Genomic DNA, 18,658 nt, shown 5'->3' on the forward strand with positions numbered 1-18,658 from the left:
TACTCCAGCCGAGCGTCTACGTGATTTACTACTAACCACCTAACCAACAGGTGTTGCAACGATCCCCAGAATCCAAGCACTGGACCCCGCCTTTTGTTCTCCTAGAGTGGTGCTCTGGTCGCCTCGGCGAAATCCCCTAGCACTATTACGCGTCTTTACCGGTGTCCGCGCTTTTACTCTTCAGGTTCAACGGGGACGCCACCTTTCGATACGCAGACATCTGGACCCGACACGGTGCGGCATGGCGTCTGAGCATTCGGCACGCCAGCATCGTGCCGGCCGAGTGACCGGTAGATGGGACGACTGTTTCGGCGCGCTAGGCCTGAAGCTGGTCCAGCTGCGATTACCTACGGTTGTTGCAGTTGGAGCACCAGCCTTGGTGGGGTCGTAGTCTCTCTGGAGCCGAAGTCGGCCCCGTCGCTGCTGGTGGTGTTGATGCCAAGCGACAGGATGCCGCCAAGATCGGCCTGCAGAGCTGACGCAGTCAGTGGCACTTCATAATTGGTGTTCCCCGTGACCGGTCCGAGACTTCCCAGCACACTGCTGCCCAGGGCCGGCCGTGTGCTGTATGTGAGGGCGATCTCAGTCCACGTGTCGTCCGTTACCAACCTGACGTTCTGCGTGCCCGTTGAGCCGCTGGTCGTCGCCCGCAGTTGGAGCTTCGCGCTTACGATCGTCTTTCCTGCGAGTGCCGACAAATCAAACTTCAGGTAGGCATTCTCCACCGGGCTGTTGTCCACTGCGAGCTTCGGCGTCGTCCCGTAGTTCGTCGTCGTCGCCGCGCTCGAAACATAGGCGTCCGCTGTCGCCGTCAATGTCACAGTCTCCGAGGGCGTGGTAGCCGCGGCTGTAGTGAAAGTCCACGTCTTGGCGATGACTGTGTTGCCGGCGGAGTCTTTCGCTCCGCTGACCCTCGCGGTGTACTGCGTACCAGGATTGAGATTGGCGGTGGGATCCAATGTGGCGGTGTTGTTGCTGAGATTGACGACCGCATCCACAGGAGTGGTTGAAGTCCCCTCCGCGAGCGTGAACGTCGTCCCGTTGACCGTCGTCGAGTTCATGGCCTCCGAAAACGTAGCCGTGACATTTCCGGTGACCGCTGCGTCTGGTGCATTCTCTGCCGGAGTCACTGAGGCCACCGTGGGTGCGGTGGTATCTTCGGGTGGCGTTCCCGTGCCCGATCCTAACTGGAGCACCAGCGTTGGTGGGGTCGTAGTCTCTCTGGAGCCGAAGTCGGCCCCGTCGCCGCTGGTGGTGTTGATGCCAAGCGACAGGATGCCGCCAAGCTCACCCTGAAGGGCTGACGCAGACAGTGGCACTTCATAACCGGTGTTCCCCGTGACCGGTCCGACACTGCCCAGCACACTGCTGCCCAAAGCCGGCCTTGTGCTGTACATGAGGCCGCTCTCAGTCCACGCGTCTTCCGTAACCAACCTGACGTTCTGCGTACCCAATGAGCCGCTGGTCGTCGCCCGCAGTTGGAGCTTCGCGCTTACGATCGTCTTTCCTGCGAGCCCCGACAAATCAAACTTCACGTAGGCATTCTCCACCGGGCTATTGTCCACTGCGAGCTTCGGCGCCGTCCCGTAGTTCGTCGTCGCCGCCGCGCTGGAAACATAGGCGTCCGCTGTCGGCGCCAACGTCACCGTCTGAGGCGCCGACATATCGATTACCCAGGTTCGCTCCGCAGGAGTTGGATCGGAGTTGCCAGCCGCGTCGGTCGCTCGCACCGCGAAGACGTGCGAGCCAACTGCGAGATCAGCGTAATTCTTCGGCGACGTACATCCCTCGAAGGCACCCCCATCCAAAGCACACTCGAAAGTCCCAGGCTCCGTCGCAGTGAAGGTGAACTCAGCCGAAGTGCTGCTACTGGTCCCTGATGGACCACCTGAAATCGAGGTATCGGGCGGTGCGGTATCCGGTCCGCGGTCTCCTCCGCCCACTGCTCCTATTTGACGGGGGTCAAAAGTGGTGTCCACAAGCAACCGAGGGCTGAAAGCATCGGCAATTCGCTGCCAGGAGACAAGCTTGTGATTTTGGTTACCACTGTTGCCGTTGCCCGCATTGGTGTTGTTGTGGTCCTGGCTGGTGAAAAGTCCAGCGGGATAGGAAGGTCCGAGTGGGAAATTGGTGACATCAATCCCGTCTTGACCATTCACACCGTCGATGCCGCCTCCATCGACGATCTTGAAGGAGCCGACGAAGGCGTTGTCACCGCGGTTGTAGATGACGAAGTTGGATCCACCTTGGCTCGACACAATCAGATATCCGGTCCCCTGCCGACCATAATAAATGGCGGAGTTCTTGACGTTCTCCACTATTCGTCCACCGGTTGCCACGGTGCGATCCACGAGTGACCGGGTTGAACCGTCCCCCGGCTCAGCTCCGTACCGCCACAAGCCGACTTTCTCCTCGGACACATAGACACGTTGCAGCTCATCATCTGCCGAAATACCTTCGGAGCTGTCGCCGTTGTCGAAAGAACGCACGGCCGTCCCTCGAACCGATCCGTTGGAGCCGTCCAGCTCGAACTGGGTTATCACGTTCGTATTGAAGTCATGCACGAAGGCGTAATACTTCCCGGAGACTGGGGAGTGATACATCCCGAAGCCGCGAGGCCTACCTGGAGTGCTGATGCGTCCCACCTCTGTCAGCGACCGGTCCGCGACGTTCACCTTGTAGAAGCGAACGCCGGTCGACTCCACATTCCTCTCCGTCACGCCGACGAGAGCGGTGCGCTCGCTGCCCAACGGAAAGTTGTACCGGAGGTCGACGTTGTTCATACTGCCGTGCAGGTAGAAATGTAACTGGCGTCCCGACAGGTCGTAGACCCCCACACCTCCGGTACTTAATTTGTCCGTACCGATCACCACGCTCTGCGACGGATCGGTGGGGTGTATCCAGATCGCGGTGTCGTCTGCCGCGTCACTAGAGCTCGGAACGGGTGTTGTCTCTGCCGACGGAGTCACGAGGACGTCCGCCGCATGCGCTTGCGGGGCGATGAGTACGTTGAGGCCTGCGAGGGCGGCAGCTAAAACCGCGACAAGCAGGAGCCGGAGCAGCGTGGGAGCGTGGCGCAAGGATCCGCCAGCCGCCTGCGTGCGTCGAACACTAACAGTGTGAGCCATGGATTTCCTATCCGTTGGCCGGTGCCCCCAGCAACATTCAGCGCCGTAGATGAATCCTACCCGCGGCCGGACCAGCCCAGAATAAGGCCAGGTACCCGAATATCGGCTGGCACTACCTGATTTTCTGCCCCCGGTACTTGGTTGCTGGCTTGAGAACTACGCCGAACACGGGCACGTCGACCCATACGTTCACACCGAATCCCAGCACAGCGGGCAGACCGATCTACTATGCGATTCAAGTACTCACTTCCCGCCCGCAAAGTACGCGTGTTCAGCGGGGCTTCCGGGTTCTACACTGAAGATCCAGGGCGCCGGAGCCCTGCCCGTGCTGTGGGAGGAATGGCCATGTCGGTCCAAGAACCGTTGAGATTCCGCAAGGCTTTGCTGGCCGGCGTGATTGCTCTGGCCCTGACCGGTACGGGTGTGGCCATCGCCTGGTCCGCCACAGACGCGCCGTCGCCGTCGCCGTCGGCCTCTGCGCCGGGGAAATCGGACAAGGCTAAGGGCCAGGAGAAGCCGGCCAAGGCCCAGCGCCCGCAGCACCTGCACAGTGAAAGTGTGGTGAAGAAGGCGGACGGGACGTTCGAAACCGTGCTGACCCAGCAGGGCACCGTGGAGGCCGTCAGCGAAACCTCGCTCACCGTCAAAAGCGAGGACGGTTTCACCCAGACCTACGCCGTCAACGCAGAGACCAGGATCATCAAGTTCCCTGCCCCGGCCGCGGACGGTTCGCCGGCAACGGGCGACGACGGCAAACGGCTGAAGCGGTCAGAGGTCACCTTCGCGGAAATCGCCACGGGTGAGGCCGTCAGGGTCTCCGGCGTGAAGAACGGTGACAACGCCACCGCCCGGCAGATCGTCGAAGGCACGGGTCCGGGCCACGGAAAAGGCCTAGGCAAGGGGCACGGTCACGGGTTGGGCAAGGGCCTCGGCCACGCCAAGCGGCTGCCGCCAAGTCAGTAGCGCCAACTGTCGTTCTGAGCCCTGAAAACGAAGTTACGGCTACTCAGTTGGGTTAGCCCTGCTCCACCAGCCCGGTCATGATCGCCTGCAGCGCCTCGCACACAATCATCACCGAGCGGCGCTTCAGGTTCTCCGGCCGGGCCAGGATATCGATCCGCCGCCGGGTGCTGATGCCCTCCAGCGGCCTCAGCACAATGCCCGGGTTGAGCACGGGCCGCGCCGTATGCCGCGGCAGCAGGCCCACCACACCGCCCGCCGCCACCAGCGCGGCCACGGTGGAGTAGTCGTTGATCCGGTGGACGATGTTCAGTTCCTTGCTGGAGACGGCCGCGACGGCGGAAAGGACGTCGGCGGGGGAGTATCCGGTGTGGCTGGTCACCCAAGGTTCGCCCACGACGTCGGCCGCGGTGAGCGTGCCCTGGCGGGCCAGGCGGTGGTCAGCCGGCAACGCAACATCCAGCGGTTCGTGCGCCAGCGGAATCACCGCAACACGCTCCTCCGGCCAGCGCGGGCTGTGGTCCATCCGGTGCGCCAGCACCAGGTCGTACCGCGCCGTCAGCGCCGGGAAGTCCTGCTGCGCCACGTCCTCGTCGGAAAGCTGGATCCGCGGCTGGCCGGGCGCGTCCAGCATGTGCGCGAGCGGCGCGAACAGCGCCTGCCCCGCGCTGTGGAATCCGCTGATGGTCACGGTGCCCACCGGCGAGCCGTGATAGGCGCCGATGGCTGTCCGGGCGTCCGCCATGGCACTGACGACGGCGGCACCGGCGTCGGCGAGCACCTGCCCGGCCTCGGTCAGCACCAGGTTGCGGCCCTCCTTCCGGGTCAGCGGAACCTCAACATTGCGCTGCAGCAGTGCCAGTTGCTGGGACACCGCGGAGGGCGTGACCATCAGTGTCTCCGCCACCGCCTTCACGCTGCCCAGGGCTCCGAGTTCGCGGAGGATTTCCAGCTGATGAATTTCCATCCGCCCAGTCTATGCATTAGTGAACACTTCATCGTCGATTGAGAGAATTCTGCTTGTGCTAATGCTTCGAAGTGGCTCTAATAAAGGGAGACCACACCCGCAGGCCGCGGGTCGCTGCCAACAGTCAGGAAGCCAATGAAGGCACTCTACAAGTCCGGTGCACACGCCGGGTTCGAGCTGGTTGACCGGCCCGAGCCCGAGGCCGGCCCCAGCGACGTCAAGATCCGGGTCATGACCACCGGGATCTGCGGCACCGACCTGCACATCCAGTCCTGGGACGCATGGGCGCAGGGCATGATCCAGGCGCCGCTCATCGCCGGCCATGAGTTCTACGGTGAAGTAGTGGAAATCGGCGACGGCGTCCGCGACGTCAAGGTGGGGGACCGCGTATCCGGCGAAGGCCACGTGGTCTGCGGAATCTGCCGGAACTGCCGCGCAGGCCGCCGCCAGATGTGCATCCACACCGTCAGCGTCGGCGTCCAGCGGGACGGTGCCTTCGCCGAGTACGTGGTCATCCCGGAGACTAACGTCTGGGTCCACCACGATCCCTCCATCACCCCGGAACTCGGCGCGATTTTTGATCCGTTCGGCAACGCCGTGCACACCGCACTCAGCTTCCCGCTGGTGGGCGAGGATGTGCTGATCACCGGGGCAGGACCCATCGGCCTGATGGCCATCGCCGTGGCCCGCCACGCCGGGGCGCGCAAGATCGCCATCACCGATGTCTCCCAGCCCCGGCTCGACCTGGCACGCCAGCTGGGCGTCGACCTGGCCATCGACGTCTCCACCACGCGCGTCAAGGATGCCCAGCGTGAACTCGGGATGCGCGAGGGCTTCGACATCGGCATGGAAATGTCCGGCCACCCCACCGCCCTGCCTGAGATGATCAACAACATGAACCACGGCGGCCGCATTGCCATGCTCGGCCTGCCCAGCCAGGACATCACCATCGACTGGGGCAAAGTGGTCACGCACATGCTGACCCTGAAGGGCATCTACGGCCGGGAAATGTATGAGACCTGGTACGCCATGAGCGCCATGCTCTCCTCCAACCCCGTGCTGCACGCCGGCATCTCAGCGGTAGTGACGGACAAGCTGCCCGCCGCAGAATGGGAAAAAGGCTTCGCCACGGCCCGCGCCGGCATCGGCGGAAAAGTTGTCCTCGACTGGACCGAACTCTAAGGAGCACCATGTACACCTCCATCAAGGACCAGCTGCAGGCTGAGCTGGACGACATCCGCACCGCCGGGCTCTTCAAAACCGAACGCAGCATCAACTCCCCGCAGTCCAGCCACATCACGGCAGGGCAGATCGGCCAGCCCGGCGCCACCGTCCTGAACTTCTGCGCCAACAACTACCTGGGCCTCGCGGACCACCCGGACATCATCGCCGCGGCCAAAGAGGCCATGGACTCACGGGGCTTCGGCATGGCCAGCGTCCGCTTCATCTGCGGCACCCAGGACCTGCACCTGGAACTGGAAGCCAGGGTCTCCAGGTTCCTCGGGACCGAGGACACCATCCTGTTCTCCAGCTGCTTTGACGCCAACGGCGGCGTCTTCGAATCCCTTTTCGGGCCGGAGGATGCCATCATCTCCGATGCCCTCAACCACGCCTCCATCATCGACGGCATCCGGCTCTGCAAAGCCCAGCGGTTCCGCTACGCCAACCAGGACATGGCGGACCTCGAGGCAAAGCTCTTTGAAGCGAAGGATGCCCGCCGCAAGATCATCGTCACAGACGGCGTGTTCTCCATGGACGGCTACCTCGCGCCGCTGGAGGCCATCTGCGACCTCGCCGAGAAGCACGACGCCCTGGTCATGGTGGACGACTCCCATGCCGTCGGGTTCATGGGCGCCAACGGGGCCGGAACCCCCGAACACGCAGGCGTGTCCTCCCGCGTGGACATCTACACCGGAACGTTCGGCAAGGCACTGGGCGGCGCGTCCGGCGGCTACGTGTCCGGCCGCAGCGAAGTGGTGGACATGCTCCGCCAGAAAGCACGCCCGTACCTGTTCTCCAACTCCCTGGCCCCCGCGATCGTCGCCGCCACCATCAAGGCGCTGGACCTGGTGCAGAACTCCGGTGACCTGCGGACCCGGCTGTTCGAGAACGCCCGGCTGTTCCGCCGCCGGATGACGGAGGAGGGCTTCGAGCTCCTGGACGGCGAGCACGCCATTGTTCCGGTGATGTTCGGGGACGCGGTGCTGGCGGCAAAGGTTGCGGACCAGATGCTCCAGCACGGCGTCTTTGTCACCGCGTTCAGCTTCCCGGTTGTTCCCCGCGGCGCCGCCCGGATCCGTGTGCAGCTTTCAGCGTCTCACTCAGCGGACGACGTCGAAGCGTGCGTGGGTGCGTTCGTCGCCAGCCGTGCGGCGGTAGCAGGCTAACCCAGCCGCGTTAACCCAGCCGCGCTAAACCCCTGGCGGGTGCCCGGCGCGGCCGCAGGGCAACTCTGCAAGGATGGAGCCATGGCAGCACACTACGACGTCCTGATTGTGGGAGGCGGCATCGCCGGCCTGTCCCTGGCGTCCGCGCTCGCGGGCAGCTGCAGCGTGGCGCTGGTCGAGGCGGAGCAGGAGCTGGGGTACCACACGTCCTCCCGTTCCGCCCGCCAGCTCATTCCCAGTTACGGCCCGGACGCGGTCCGGGAGCTCACGGTCCGGACCCTGGAACTGATCGCTGCCCGGGACGCCCAACTGCCCGAACCCGTCCTGACGCCGCGAAGCTTTATGCTGATCGGCACAGAGGAATCGGTCCGCGCCGAGGGCAGCGGCCACATGAATGCCATCACGCATGAACGGGCACTGGAGCTGTGCCCTGCACTGGTGCCCGGAGCTTTCTCCGCCGCAGGCCTGGACACCGGATCCTTCGGCTGCAACGCCCCGCTGCTGCTGGCCGACCACCGCCTGCGGGCGGAGGCCGCCGGCGCCGACATCATCACCGGCGCCCGCGTCCATTCCGCCCAGCGGCTGGGCTCCGGGTGGGAAATCGGTGCCGGGCAGGAAGCCTTCCAGGCCGGGGTTATGGTCAACGCCGCCGGCGCGTGGGCCGACGAACTCGCCGTTATCAGCGGTGTGGAGAAGCTCGGGCTGCAGCCGTACCGGCGCACGGCGGCGATTGTCGACGTCGAACATCCACTTCCTGAGGGCAGTCCCATGGTGGCGGCAGCGGACCACACGTTCTATTTCCGCCGGGAGGGCACCGACGTGCTGATCTCGCCGTCGGAAACGGTGCCCAGCGGACCCGAGGACGCCCGGCCGCGGCCCGGCGATGTCGAGCGGCTGATCGTGAAGCTGAACGAGCTGACAACATTGGGAATCCGCGGAGTCCGGAGCACGTGGACGGGGCTCCGGACCGAGGCTGCCGACGGCGTCCCGGTAGCCGGATTCGACGCCGAAGCCCCCGGGTTCTACTGGCTGGCTGGGCAGGGCGGGTACGGTTTCCAGACGTCATCGGCCATGGCTGAGCTCGCCGCCGCGCAGATCCTGGCCGGACAGGGCACCGGGCACCGGGCGGCCGCTCCGGCCCACGATCCGGCATCCCGGACAGTGGAGGCGCTGGCCGCCACACGCTGGTCCGTCCGGCGCTGAACAATGGAACCCATGAGCACCCTGATCACCAACATCGCCGAGCTGATGACCCAGGACCTGGAACACCGCGTCCTGAAGAATGCCGCCGTGGTGATCGAGGGCGAACGGATCGCCTGGGTCGGTTCGGCCGCGGATGCGCCGGCGGCCGACGACGCAGTGGACGCCGGCGGCCGGGCCGTATTGCCGGGCTGGGTGGATTCGCACACACACCTGGTCTTCGCCGGCGACCGCACGGCGGAGTTCGAGGCGCGGATGGCAGGGGAGTCGTATTCGGCCGGGGGCATCGCCGTCACCATGGACGCCACCCGGCGCGCGTCCGATTTCGACCTCACCCGGCTGGCGATGGCACGTGTGTCCGAGGCCGTGTCGCAGGGCACCACCTACCTCGAAACCAAGACGGGCTACGGGCTGGATATTGAGCACGAGGCCCGGAGCGCCCGGATCGCCTCGACTGTCGTGGACGAGGTCACCTATCTGGGTGCCCACCTTGTCCCCGCGGGCACCGATGCGGAGGCCTACACCGATCTCGTCTGCGGGCCCATGCTTGACGCCGTCCGGCCGTACGTCCGGTGGGCGGACGTCTTCTGCGAGGAAGGCGCCTTCACGGCGGAGCAGTCCCGCCGTGTGCTGGAGGCGTGCCGGGCCGCCGGACTGGGAATCCGCGTCCACGGGAACCAGCTCGGCGAGGGTCCCGGCGTGCAGCTGGCGGTGGAACTCGGGGCAGCCAGCGTGGACCACGTGAACTACCTGTCGGCCCGTGATGTGGCGGTCCTGGCGGAAAGCTGGTCGGGCTGGAACCCGGGAACCGGCACTGGTGCCCGCGGCACCGTGGCAACCTGCCTCCCCGCGTGCGATCTCTCCACCCGGCAGCCGTTGGCCCCGGGGCGTGAACTGTTGGACGCAGGCGTGCAGGTGGCGCTGGCTTCCAATTGCAATCCGGGTACCTCCTACACCAGTTCCATGGCGTTCAACGTGGCGACGGCCGTGCTGCAGATGCGCCTGAGCGTCCATGAAGCGGTGCGCGCCGCAACGTATGGCGGCGCGCTGGCGCTGCACCGGGAGGCAGGGCGCGACGCCGACGGCGAACGGGCGGTGGGTTCGCTCGCCGTCGGGCATCGTGCGGACCTGCACATGCTTAACGCCCCCTCAGCAACGCATCTCGCTTACCGCCCGGGCATGCCGCTCACGTACGCCGTGTGGCGGGCCGGTGTACGGGCACGCTAAGTACAGACGCACTTAGTGATTGCGAGATGATCATTTGTGCCTGTTATGATCAGATAACGTCATATATTGGTGACTGTTTGATCGCTGAGAGGCCCCCATGACCCGCACCGACCGCCTGACGGCCATCCTGGACATTCTCGCCAAGACCGGCCAGGTGGAGGTCGAGGAGATTGTCTCGCAGCTTGCGGTCTCGCCGGCCACGGCGCGGCGGGACCTGGACAGCCTGGCCAAGCGTCGGCTGCTGACCCGGACCCGGGGCGGGGCCACCACCGGCGCCCTGGCCTACGACCTCCCCGGGCGGTACAACCGTGACGACCACGCCGAAGCCAAGGAGCAGATCGCCCAGGCCGCCTCGGCGCTGATTTTTCCCGGCGCGGTGATCGGTCTCTGCGGCGGCACCACCAGCACGGCCCTGGCTCAGATCCTGGCCACGCGCGAGGACCTCAACGCTCCCGGCCACCAGTCCACCCTGACGGTGGTCACCAACGCCATCAACATCGCTGCGCAGTTGGCTGTCCGTCCAAACATCAAAGTCATGGTGACCGGCGGCATCCTGAACCCCCGTTCGTACGAACTGGTGGGCCCGTACACCGACATCATCATGCAGAAGGTGGTCATGGACATCGCCTTCATCGGCGTGAACGGCATCGACCCCGAGGTCGGTCCCACCAATACGGGGGAGGGCGAAGCGTCAGTGAATGCCCTGCTGGCCAGCCGGGCCCGGATCTCGTACGTGCTGGCCGACTCCTCCAAGGTGGGCGTCAGAGCCTTCGCCACCATGGACGGTTACGCGTTCACCCGCCTGATCACTGACTCCGGGATCTCCGCCGAGGATAAGGCAGCGTTCGAAGCCAATGGCACCGAAGTGATCGTGGCCCCACACTAGGCGAGCAGCAACAACCCCTAGAAGATCACCGGCGGCGCATTCAGGACGGTCTCGTCCACCCGGCGGTCCACCCATTGGCTGAACGGAATGTCGAGTTCGTACTTGCCCAGGTCGGTGCGCAGGAGGGTCCGCACCGCGGCATTGTCCGGGTTGTTGAGCGATTCGAAATACTCCACCGACCAGTGGAACCAGCGCATGCAGAACAGGCGCATGGTGAGCCCGTGGGTCACCAGCATGGTGTTGGGGGCGTAGTCCGGTTTGGACCAGTGCCGGTACAGCGTCTCCATAAAGGATGAGATCCGGTCGTAGACGTCGGAGCCGGATTCGCCTTCCCTGAACCGGTAGAAGAAATGGCCGTAGGCGTTGCGGAGTTCCTTCTGGTCCTCGATGTCACCGGTGATCTGGAAGTTGGCCCAGTCCTGCTCACGGAGGCGCGGCTCTTCGATCACCCGCTCCGTGAGATTGCCGAGGTTGAGTGCCTCCAGAGTCTGGTGAGCCCGCAGGTACGGGGAGACGTAGACGCAAACCTGCCGGCCGTCCAGCTCGCGGCGGATCCGTTCGCCGGCCGCCGTGGCCTGCGCCAGGCCCAGAGAAGTCAACGGAATCCGGTAGTCCGGGACCCTGTTGTAGATGGACGTATCGACATTGGCCGCGGACTGGCCGTGCCGGATCATGAAGATTTTCCCTGGCGCGCTCATAAGCCCCAAGCATAGGTGCCGCCGCATGGACGCTCTCTCACTTTGGTGCGTTTTCGGCGGACGCTTTCTCACTTTGGTCAGCCCCGGCGAGCTGGCCACCCCCGAATCAGCGAAGAACCAGAAACTACAGGCAAGATGGAACCATGTTGGTTCCCTCCCGCCGTCGGCTGCGGATTGAAGTCTGGATTGTGCTGGGTCTGTCCCTGGGGCAGTCCGCCGTCTACTCGGTGGTGCAGCTGCTGGACAAGATGACGCGTGCACCGCTGGCCGAGGGTACGTCCACGCTGAACCGGTCACAGAGCCCCCGCGAATACTTCGACCTCACCTACCAGCTGCTGGACATCATTTTCGCCCTTGTGCCCGTGCTGCTGGTCATCTACTTCCTCACGGACCAGCGGCAATCCGGCGCCGGAGTGAGCCCCCAAGGCTGGTCCGCCTTCCGGAAGCTGGGGTTCAACTTCGCCCGGCCGGGCCGTGACCTGCTGCAGGGCTTTGGCCTCGCGGCGCTGATCGGGATCCCGTCGCTGGGCCTCTACGCAGCGGGACGTGCCCTGGGGATCACCACCGCCATCATCCCCAGCGCACTCGACTCGTACTGGTGGACAGTCCCCGTCCTGATCCTGTCCGCGCTGCGGCACGCTGTCGTGGAAGAAGTCATTGTGGTGGGCTACCTCCTGGACCGTTTCGGCAAGTTCGGCTGGAGCATGCCCCTGGCCATCTTCACCAGCTCGATGCTCCGCGGCAGCTACCATCTTTACCAAGGCTTCGGGCCGTTCATCGGCAACGCCGTGATGGGTGTGGTCTTCGCCTGGCTCTACACGAAAACCAAGCGGATTATGCCGCTGGTCATCGCGCATGCCCTGCTGGACATCGTTGCCTTCGTTGGCTTCAGCCTCTTTGGCAGGGCTGTGGGCCTGGGGTAAGGCGGCCGTGGTTCCCGTGCCGCACAGGTGAACTGAACCGGGTCCGGCCTTAAGAGGATTCGGCCGCCATCGGTGGGTGGCATCATTGGCACCCGCTGATGGCGGCCGAAGCTATTTAACGTGCAATCAGATGGTGACTGCTCCGGTAGCGGTTTCGAAGGTTACAGACAGGATGCCCGGGGTTCCATGCGGAGCCACCCAGTCAACGGCCACATCCTCCAGCGGCTTCTCGACGGGCTCGCCCAGCCATTCCGTCACGCGTTCGGCGGAACCGGCTATGGTCAGGCAGCTCATCTTGACGTTGCTCTCATAGGCGTTGGACGGGTGCAGGGCGGGGTCACCCTCCCACTTGAGCATGTACGGGACCTGGGGGTCCGCGATCAGGCCCAGGATGCCGATCTGCTTCCAGACCAGCTCGCGGCCGTCCGGGAACTTGCGGTTGCCGTTGACGGCGGCACGGCCCAGGCGGTCTTCGAACGGAGCGAGGTCGTCCACTTCGACGCACCAGCCCATCCAGCCGCCGCCGGCTTCGGACCGGGCCCGGACAGCCTGCCCGAAGGGAGCCTTGTCCGATGCCGGGTGGTTCAGGACCTCCACGACTTCCAGGTATTTATGGCCCGCGAGGGGAATAATCATGTTCCGGGTTCCAAACCGGGGGTGCACGCCACCCTTCACGGCTTCAACGCCGAGGGCGGACGAAATACGTTCGGTGGTGGCAACGAGGCCATCTTGTTCACAGGCGTAAGAGACGTGATCCATGCGCATGCCATCATCTTGGCACTTTGTGATCCGGCTCTCAGCTAAGGGTAGCCTTACCGGAATCCTGATGCGTCACGAGTGGACATTCCGCCGGGAAGCAGGAGAATAAACGGCCCGCTGACCACGTCCGTCGCAATCCTGTTCGCGTCAGGCAAGGCTTCCCGCTCTGAACGCAACCGAGCAGCGCCACACCACATCAAGGAGCCTTGAACGTCGAACGGATCGTCTTTCGAAACCCGCCAGATCCACGCTGGCCAGGAGCCGGACAGCGCCACCGGCGCACGGGCGCTCCAACCCCACGCGGGATGCCGTGGAACAGAGGATTGCCAGCCGGGAGGGCGGACTCGCGGGGCCGCTGCTGAGCTCGGGACAGGCCGCTGGAACCTTTGTCATCCTGAACATTTCCGAGGCCGGGGACCGCGTTGTGGCCAGCCCCAGCCTGTACGGCGGCACCTACCACCTCCTGGCACACACGCTCAAGAAGTCCGGTTTCTCCGTCACGATTGTGGCAGACCCGGCAACCTGGGCCATTGGCGCGACGCCGTCCAGCCCAACACCAAGCTCTTCTTCGCCGAAGTGGTCTCCCCCCGCAGGGACGCGGCCGGCCAGCCGCAGTAGGCCTCCCGCGAAGTCATAACCAGTCACACGCTTAGCAATAGACCGGGGCTGTTCGTACACTCAAAGCAGGTCATGAGTGCCAGCGACAGCCCCGGCTTGCTGGCCGGCAACCCTCTTTTGCGGTGGGGTGCCCCGGGTGAGGACCTGGCCTGCCGGTCAATTGACGGTGGGCAAGCGCATAGAAAAGGTCCTTCCATGACGATTACGATTTCCCGTACTGCAGCACCCGGAAACGGGGTGGTCCGTTACGCCAGCATCGGCGGACTCGAGCTCGAAGCCGGCGGTTACCTCCCGGAAGTCACCCTCGGCTATGAAACGTGGGGAACCCTCAACGCAGACGGCTCCAACGCCGTCCTGATTGAGCACGCCCTGACCGGAAGCACACACGTGACGCGCGGCGACAGCGACGAGCCCGGCTGGTGGGAACAGCTGGCCGGGCCCGGTGCGCCGGTGGACACGGACCGGTTCTTTGTGGTCTCGATCAACATCGTGGGCGGCTGCTACGGCTCCACTGGGCCGTCCTCGGATGCCCCGGACGGCAAGCCGTGGGGGTCCCGCTTTCCGTTGGTAACGCTGCGGGACACCACCGCGGCCGAGGCCAGGCTGGCTAACCAGCTGGGAATCCCGAGCTGGTACGCCGTGCTGGGCGGTTCCATGGGCGGCGCGCGGGCCCTGGAATGGGCGGTCACCTACCCGCAACGGGTTCAGCGGTGCGCCGTTATCTCGATCGGTGCCGCCAGCACGGCCGAACAGATCGCATTCGCCCAGGCGCAGACGCTCGCCATCCGCCTGGACAGCAATTTTAACGACGGCGACTACTACGGCGGTCCGCTGCCGGAGGACGGACTGGCCCTGGCACGGCGCATCGCGCACATCACCTACCGCTCCGCCGAGGAATTCCATGGCCGCTTCGGCCGGTCGGCCCAGCACCCCGAATCGCCGTTCCAGGCGGCAGCGCTGGGGGAGCGGGGCCGCTACCAGGTGGAAAGCTACCTGGACCACCAGGGCAAAAAGCTGGTACGGCGCTTTGATGCCAACAGCTATATCGCCATCACCGACGCCCTGATGAGCCACGACGTCTGCCGCGGGCGGGGCTCGCTGAACGAGGCGTTGGGCCGGGCCACCGCCAGGTTCTTCGTGGCTGCGGTGAACAGTGACCGGCTGTACTTCCCGTCCCAGTCCCGTGAACTGGCTGACGCGCTCCCGGGCGACGTGGACGTGCACGTTATTGAGGCCCCGATCGGCCACGACGGCTTCCTGACCGAGATCGGCCAGCTCGGCGTCCAGCTCCGAGACACGTTCCTCATCTAAGCGACAGAGGACACTTGAGCCCCTGCCCTTAAACGCGAGACGACACTTGAGGCCCTGGAATCAGGGCCTCAAGTGTCCTTTCGCGCTGACTAAGGGATCAGCCGTTCATGATGTCGGAGCGGCGCTTCATGTAGTCCTCCATGGCCAGCTCGCCGTTGCTGTACTGCTGGTCGAGTTCGGCCAGTTTCCGGGCACGGTATCCCTGCGGGCCCGACGGCGGCAGGGGAATGCCGGGGGCGGCAGGCTGCTGCGGTGCTTCCGCGCGCTGCTCCGGCATCCGCTTCTCCGGCACCTGCTGGCCGTTGGGTTGCGGCTGGCCGTACGGCGGGAACTGCTGATCCGCAGAAGGAATCGGCTGCATGGGCGGCAACGGCTGGCTCGGCGGCAGGGGCTCCGGGCTCATGATCTGCCGGAAGCCGCCACTCATATAGTCCTGCTGCGTATAGCCGTCACGGGGCTGCTTGTTCTGCGGCCCCGGGTACTGATCGCTGCCCGGGTACTGCCCGCCGCCTGGAAACTGCTCGGGGTAGCGCCCGGAAAAGCTCTGCTCCTGGTTCCGTTTGTTCACGGATTTCCGGTACATCCGCATCGCCATCGGTATTACGAACGACAGAATGATGATCCAGAAAAACAAGCTGTTCACGGTGTAGCGCCTCTCATATGTGTCCTTCCAGCTTAACCCCGGGGCCCACACGCGCGGCCGGGATCCCCAGAAAGGCCCCATACCGGTCCACGGCGTCCTGCACGTCATCTTCCGTGGCCCGGTCCGCGGCAGCGGACAGCCGGATATCAAGCTCACAGCGGCCGGAGAACATGGTGTGCCGCCAGCAGCCGGCCATCCGCCCGTCCAGCAGCACCACATGCATCGGATCCCCGGCGACCGGGAATGCCGGAGCGCTGCCGCCCAGATAGTGCCGCGTTGCGGAATAACCCATCACGTATTCGTCGTAGCACTGGATCAGATCGATCCGCGGTCCGGCCGCGGCCGTGGCATTGCCGGCCTCCGAACCGCCCTCCGCGCCGGCGTCGAAATAATGCTCGACGCCGTCAATCACCGACGTTGCCAGCGTTTCGGGAGCAGCCGCCAGGGACTGTTGGAGGCCGAGCCGCACGTCGGCCATGGTGAGCCCGGACCAATCGGCGCAGTCCTTGACCGTGGCCGGCCCGCGGCTGGTGAAGTAGCGCCGGACGAGCTCGCTGAGCGCTTCGGCCCGGGTGGGCGGCACGGCCGGGCCGGCAGGTACACGCTCGTCAAAAAGGGCGTAGGTCTGCTTCAAGGCCCCGCCCCGGCTGCGCACCGGCCACCCGCTGGTCAGGATCCCGCTGATCTCGGCGTGCATGATCAGGTAGGCCAGCCCGAAGCCGGTGGCCGCGAACCCTTCGTCCTGCAGCCGCGCGGCCAGCTGTTCGCGGGTCAGGTGTTGCCCGCCCCGGACGGCTTCGGCCAGGACCTGCCCGCTCCGGCCAGCGGCAGCGGCATCAATCCCGGTCTGCCGGTACATGCCCGCGTTGCCCTGGTGAAGCCGCGGCGCGGACAAGGCCGTCAGCCAGCGAAGATCCTCGCGGTGCACAAAATGCCAGGTGGGCCGCAGGATATGGGTGCGCAGGATACGCCCGTCGGACACCGCCTGCTCCACCTCCGAGGCGGTGGCCACCGCAGCCTCGGCAGCGACACGATGCGACGGCGCCCCGCCGGCAGCTCTAAGTCCGTTGGTCCGTTGCGCCAGGCTCCAGCGGGCGTACGGAAACTCCTGCGCCTGGACAGCCAGCAGGTGCCGGACGGCGTCCTCCGCGGCGTTCAGGCCGGGCCCCCGCAGCCGTTGGGCGTGAAGCCGCCGCCGCACCACCTCATCCGGATCCATGCCTGTCCGGGGGAGCCGTCCCTGGGTCACGCCGTGCCGCCGCTCACGCCGGGGCCGCCGCTAGCGCCGGGCGTCGGTGGTGCCCAGCGGCCCCTCGCCGGAACCCAACGGAACGCCCGGGCCAAACACAGGGCCCGGCGTCGGGCGTTTTGCGGTGATTCCGTCGCCGGAAGAGCGGTGGCGCAGCCGCCGCACCACCCACGGGACAAAGTACTCTCGGGCCCACACCAGATCCTCGGAGCGGGCTGTCCGCCACGTGCGGGCGGGCAGGGGCTTGGGCCGGAGAGGCTCGAGCGTGTGGTCCACGTTGAGCGATTCCAGCACCATGGCGGCGATGGTGTGGTGTCCCAGCGGCGAAAAATGCAGGCGGTCCTCGTCCCACATCTGCGGATCGTTCAGCTGCTTGAGCGACCACATGTCGGCGATGATGGCATCATGGCGGGCGGCCACTGTGCGGAGGTTCTCGTTGTAGATGGCCACCTTGCTGCGGATCCGTCCCAGGACCGAGGATCCGGTATCCGGACCGTTGAACAGCACCACCGTGGCGCCGCCCATGGCCAGGATCTGGACCACTGAATCAAGTTTTTCGGCGAGGGCGTCGGGGTCGCCGCCCGGTCTGATGAGATCGTTGCCGCCGGCGGAAAGGGTTATCAGGTCCGGCTTAAGCGCCAGGCACGGAGCGAGCTGCTGGTCCACGATCTGCTGCAGCAGCCGGCCGCGGACGGCCAGGTTGGCATAGGCGAAGTCCGCCTGGCCCCTGCCCAGTTCCTCGGCCACCCGGTCCGCCCAGCCGCGGAAGCCGCCGGGGCTTGTGGGGTCCGGGTCGCCGATGCCCTCGGTGAACGAATCTCCCATCGCCACATAGCGGCTCCAGGGGTGGGCTTCCGTGGCCCTGGGCGGGCTCTGCATGGCTTTTGCTTCATTCACGGTCCTATCCTGCCTCCTTGCTCACAAGCTACGCCACCGTAGGTAGTTACCGCCGGGTAACTGTAAGAATGGAAACCATGACTGACGCCCAAGTATTTCCCGCCCCCGTTGTTCTGTGGTCCCGGCCGGAGGACCAGCGCACCGGAAAGCCGCTGCTGGTGCTGCTCCACGGCTACGGCGCCAACGAACAGGACCTGCTGAGCCTGTCGGATATGCTTCCCGAAGACTTTGTAGTAGCTTCGCTCCGGGCGCCCCTGGCCACGGGCCCCGGGTTTATGTGGTTCCCCCTGACGGCCTCCATCGAATACACGCTCGACGCCGTCAAAGCTGGCGCCGGTTACGTGCAGGACTGGATTGACACCGTCAAAGCCGACCACCCGTCGGTGACGCTGCTCGGCTTTTCCATGGGAATGGCGATGGCCACCACGCTGCTCCGGCAGCGCCCCGCTGACTATGCCGCCGTCGTCGGGCTTTCCGGTTTTGTGGTCAACGCGGACGGGGACCCATCCTTCAAGGACGGCGAGCTGGACGGCACGGTGCCGCTCTTCTGGGGCCGCGACCAGCAGGACCCCGTGATCACCCCCGACAAGATCGACTACACCATGGGCTGGGTGCGCGGGCACGTCAAGCTCACCAAGGTCCTCTACACGGGCATGTGGCACGGCATCAACCAGCAGGAAATCGGGCACGTCTCCGAGTTCCTGACGCACGAGGTGCTGAACAAATAAACGTACGACGGCGGCCGGCGGCACAGTGCCGCCGGCCGCTTACGCTGTCCTCACCGACTGAGGCTGAGCCAGACCTG

Annotated in this window: 16 protein-coding genes, 1 pseudogene and 1 riboswitch; of the genes and pseudogenes, 10 read left to right on the forward strand and 7 right to left on the reverse strand. The window is 65.3% G+C overall.

Annotated elements, in window-relative coordinates; genetic code table 11:
• Positions 1–347 precede the first annotated feature (347 nt).
• Positions 348–3,080, reverse strand: a complete 2,733-nt coding sequence (locus CXR02_RS16880; RefSeq protein WP_181037274.1) for a phytase — start codon at positions 3,078–3,080, stop codon at positions 348–350.
• Positions 3,081–3,473: 393 nt separating this feature from the next.
• Here CXR02_RS16880 and CXR02_RS16885 point away from each other — a divergent pair, with 393 nt between their 5' ends.
• The gene (locus CXR02_RS16885; protein WP_104063043.1) at positions 3,474–4,091 is read left to right on the forward strand and encodes a hypothetical protein; all 618 of its coding nucleotides are present in this window, start codon (positions 3,474–3,476) and stop codon (positions 4,089–4,091) included.
• 52 nt (positions 4,092–4,143) lie between these two features.
• On the opposite strand, the gene CXR02_RS16890 is transcribed toward CXR02_RS16885, so the two are convergent.
• A complete protein-coding gene (locus CXR02_RS16890) occupies positions 4,144–5,055 on the reverse strand; it encodes a LysR family transcriptional regulator (RefSeq protein WP_104063044.1) in 912 nt (303 codons plus the stop codon).
• Between the two features lie 135 nt (positions 5,056–5,190).
• On the opposite strand from CXR02_RS16890, the gene tdh reads away from it, so the two are divergent.
• From tdh to CXR02_RS16915, 5 genes are all read left to right on the forward strand, one after another.
• Positions 5,191–6,237, forward strand: a complete 1,047-nt coding sequence (gene tdh, locus CXR02_RS16895; RefSeq protein WP_104063045.1) for an L-threonine 3-dehydrogenase — start codon at positions 5,191–5,193, stop codon at positions 6,235–6,237.
• Positions 6,238–6,245: 8 nt separating this feature from the next.
• The gene (locus tag CXR02_RS16900; RefSeq protein ID WP_104063046.1) at positions 6,246–7,442 is read left to right on the forward strand and encodes a glycine C-acetyltransferase; all 1,197 of its coding nucleotides are present in this window, start codon (positions 6,246–6,248) and stop codon (positions 7,440–7,442) included.
• An 81-nt stretch (positions 7,443–7,523) separates the two neighbouring features.
• Positions 7,524–8,645: an FAD-binding oxidoreductase gene (locus CXR02_RS16905; RefSeq protein WP_104063047.1), complete on the forward strand. Its 1,122-nt coding sequence runs from the start codon at positions 7,524–7,526 to the stop codon at positions 8,643–8,645.
• A gap of 12 nt (positions 8,646–8,657) precedes the next feature.
• The gene (gene hutI, locus CXR02_RS16910; RefSeq protein ID WP_104063048.1) at positions 8,658–9,869 is read left to right on the forward strand and encodes an imidazolonepropionase; all 1,212 of its coding nucleotides are present in this window, start codon (positions 8,658–8,660) and stop codon (positions 9,867–9,869) included.
• A gap of 97 nt (positions 9,870–9,966) precedes the next feature.
• Complete coding sequence (locus tag CXR02_RS16915) at positions 9,967–10,755, forward strand: DeoR/GlpR family DNA-binding transcription regulator (protein WP_058929556.1); 789 nt, start codon at positions 9,967–9,969, stop codon at positions 10,753–10,755.
• 17 nt (positions 10,756–10,772) lie between these two features.
• Here CXR02_RS16915 and CXR02_RS16920 read toward each other — a convergent pair whose 3' ends face one another.
• On the reverse strand, positions 10,773–11,453 hold the full coding sequence (locus CXR02_RS16920; protein WP_104063049.1) for a histidine phosphatase family protein: 681 nt from the start codon (positions 11,451–11,453) through the stop codon (positions 10,773–10,775).
• A gap of 143 nt (positions 11,454–11,596) precedes the next feature.
• Between CXR02_RS16920 and CXR02_RS16925 the strand changes: the two genes are divergently transcribed.
• A complete protein-coding gene (locus CXR02_RS16925; RefSeq protein WP_104063050.1) occupies positions 11,597–12,376 on the forward strand; it encodes a CPBP family intramembrane glutamic endopeptidase in 780 nt (259 codons plus the stop codon).
• 126 nt (positions 12,377–12,502) lie between these two features.
• Here the strand turns inward: CXR02_RS16925 and CXR02_RS16930 are convergent, their stop codons facing one another.
• Positions 12,503–13,141 carry a VOC family protein gene (locus tag CXR02_RS16930; RefSeq protein ID WP_056348211.1) on the reverse strand — a complete coding sequence of 213 codons (639 nt, stop codon included), beginning with the start codon at positions 13,139–13,141 and terminating at the stop codon, positions 12,503–12,505.
• A gap of 237 nt (positions 13,142–13,378) precedes the next feature.
• On the opposite strand from CXR02_RS16930, the pseudogene CXR02_RS16935 reads away from it, so the two are divergent.
• Positions 13,379–13,732: pseudogene (locus CXR02_RS16935) on the forward strand (PLP-dependent transferase); the annotation flags it as partial.
• A gap of 89 nt (positions 13,733–13,821) precedes the next feature.
• Positions 13,822–13,936: riboswitch (SAM riboswitch) on the forward strand.
• Positions 13,937–13,948: 12 nt separating this feature from the next.
• Positions 13,949–15,064: a homoserine O-acetyltransferase gene (locus CXR02_RS16940; RefSeq protein WP_181037275.1), complete on the forward strand. Its 1,116-nt coding sequence runs from the start codon at positions 13,949–13,951 to the stop codon at positions 15,062–15,064.
• A gap of 97 nt (positions 15,065–15,161) precedes the next feature.
• Here CXR02_RS16940 and CXR02_RS16945 read toward each other — a convergent pair whose 3' ends face one another.
• From CXR02_RS16945 to CXR02_RS16955, 3 genes are read right to left on the reverse strand one after another with little or no spacing between them, the layout of a single operon-like run.
• Complete coding sequence (locus CXR02_RS16945; RefSeq protein WP_104063051.1) at positions 15,162–15,707, reverse strand: hypothetical protein; 546 nt, start codon at positions 15,705–15,707, stop codon at positions 15,162–15,164.
• 13 nt (positions 15,708–15,720) lie between these two features.
• Positions 15,721–16,956 carry a winged helix DNA-binding domain-containing protein gene (locus CXR02_RS16950; RefSeq protein WP_308470698.1) on the reverse strand — a complete coding sequence of 412 codons (1,236 nt, stop codon included), beginning with the start codon at positions 16,954–16,956 and terminating at the stop codon, positions 15,721–15,723.
• 30 nt (positions 16,957–16,986) lie between these two features.
• Positions 16,987–17,835 carry an SGNH/GDSL hydrolase family protein gene (locus CXR02_RS16955; RefSeq protein ID WP_099093423.1) on the reverse strand — a complete coding sequence of 283 codons (849 nt, stop codon included), beginning with the start codon at positions 17,833–17,835 and terminating at the stop codon, positions 16,987–16,989.
• 95 nt (positions 17,836–17,930) lie between these two features.
• Between CXR02_RS16955 and CXR02_RS16960 the strand changes: the two genes are divergently transcribed.
• A complete protein-coding gene (locus CXR02_RS16960) occupies positions 17,931–18,581 on the forward strand; it encodes an alpha/beta hydrolase (protein ID WP_104063053.1) in 651 nt (216 codons plus the stop codon).
• Positions 18,582–18,658 lie beyond the last annotated feature (77 nt).

The organism is Arthrobacter sp. 4R501 (assembly GCF_002929755.1).
Classification (GTDB): domain Bacteria; phylum Actinomycetota; class Actinomycetes; order Actinomycetales; family Micrococcaceae; genus Arthrobacter.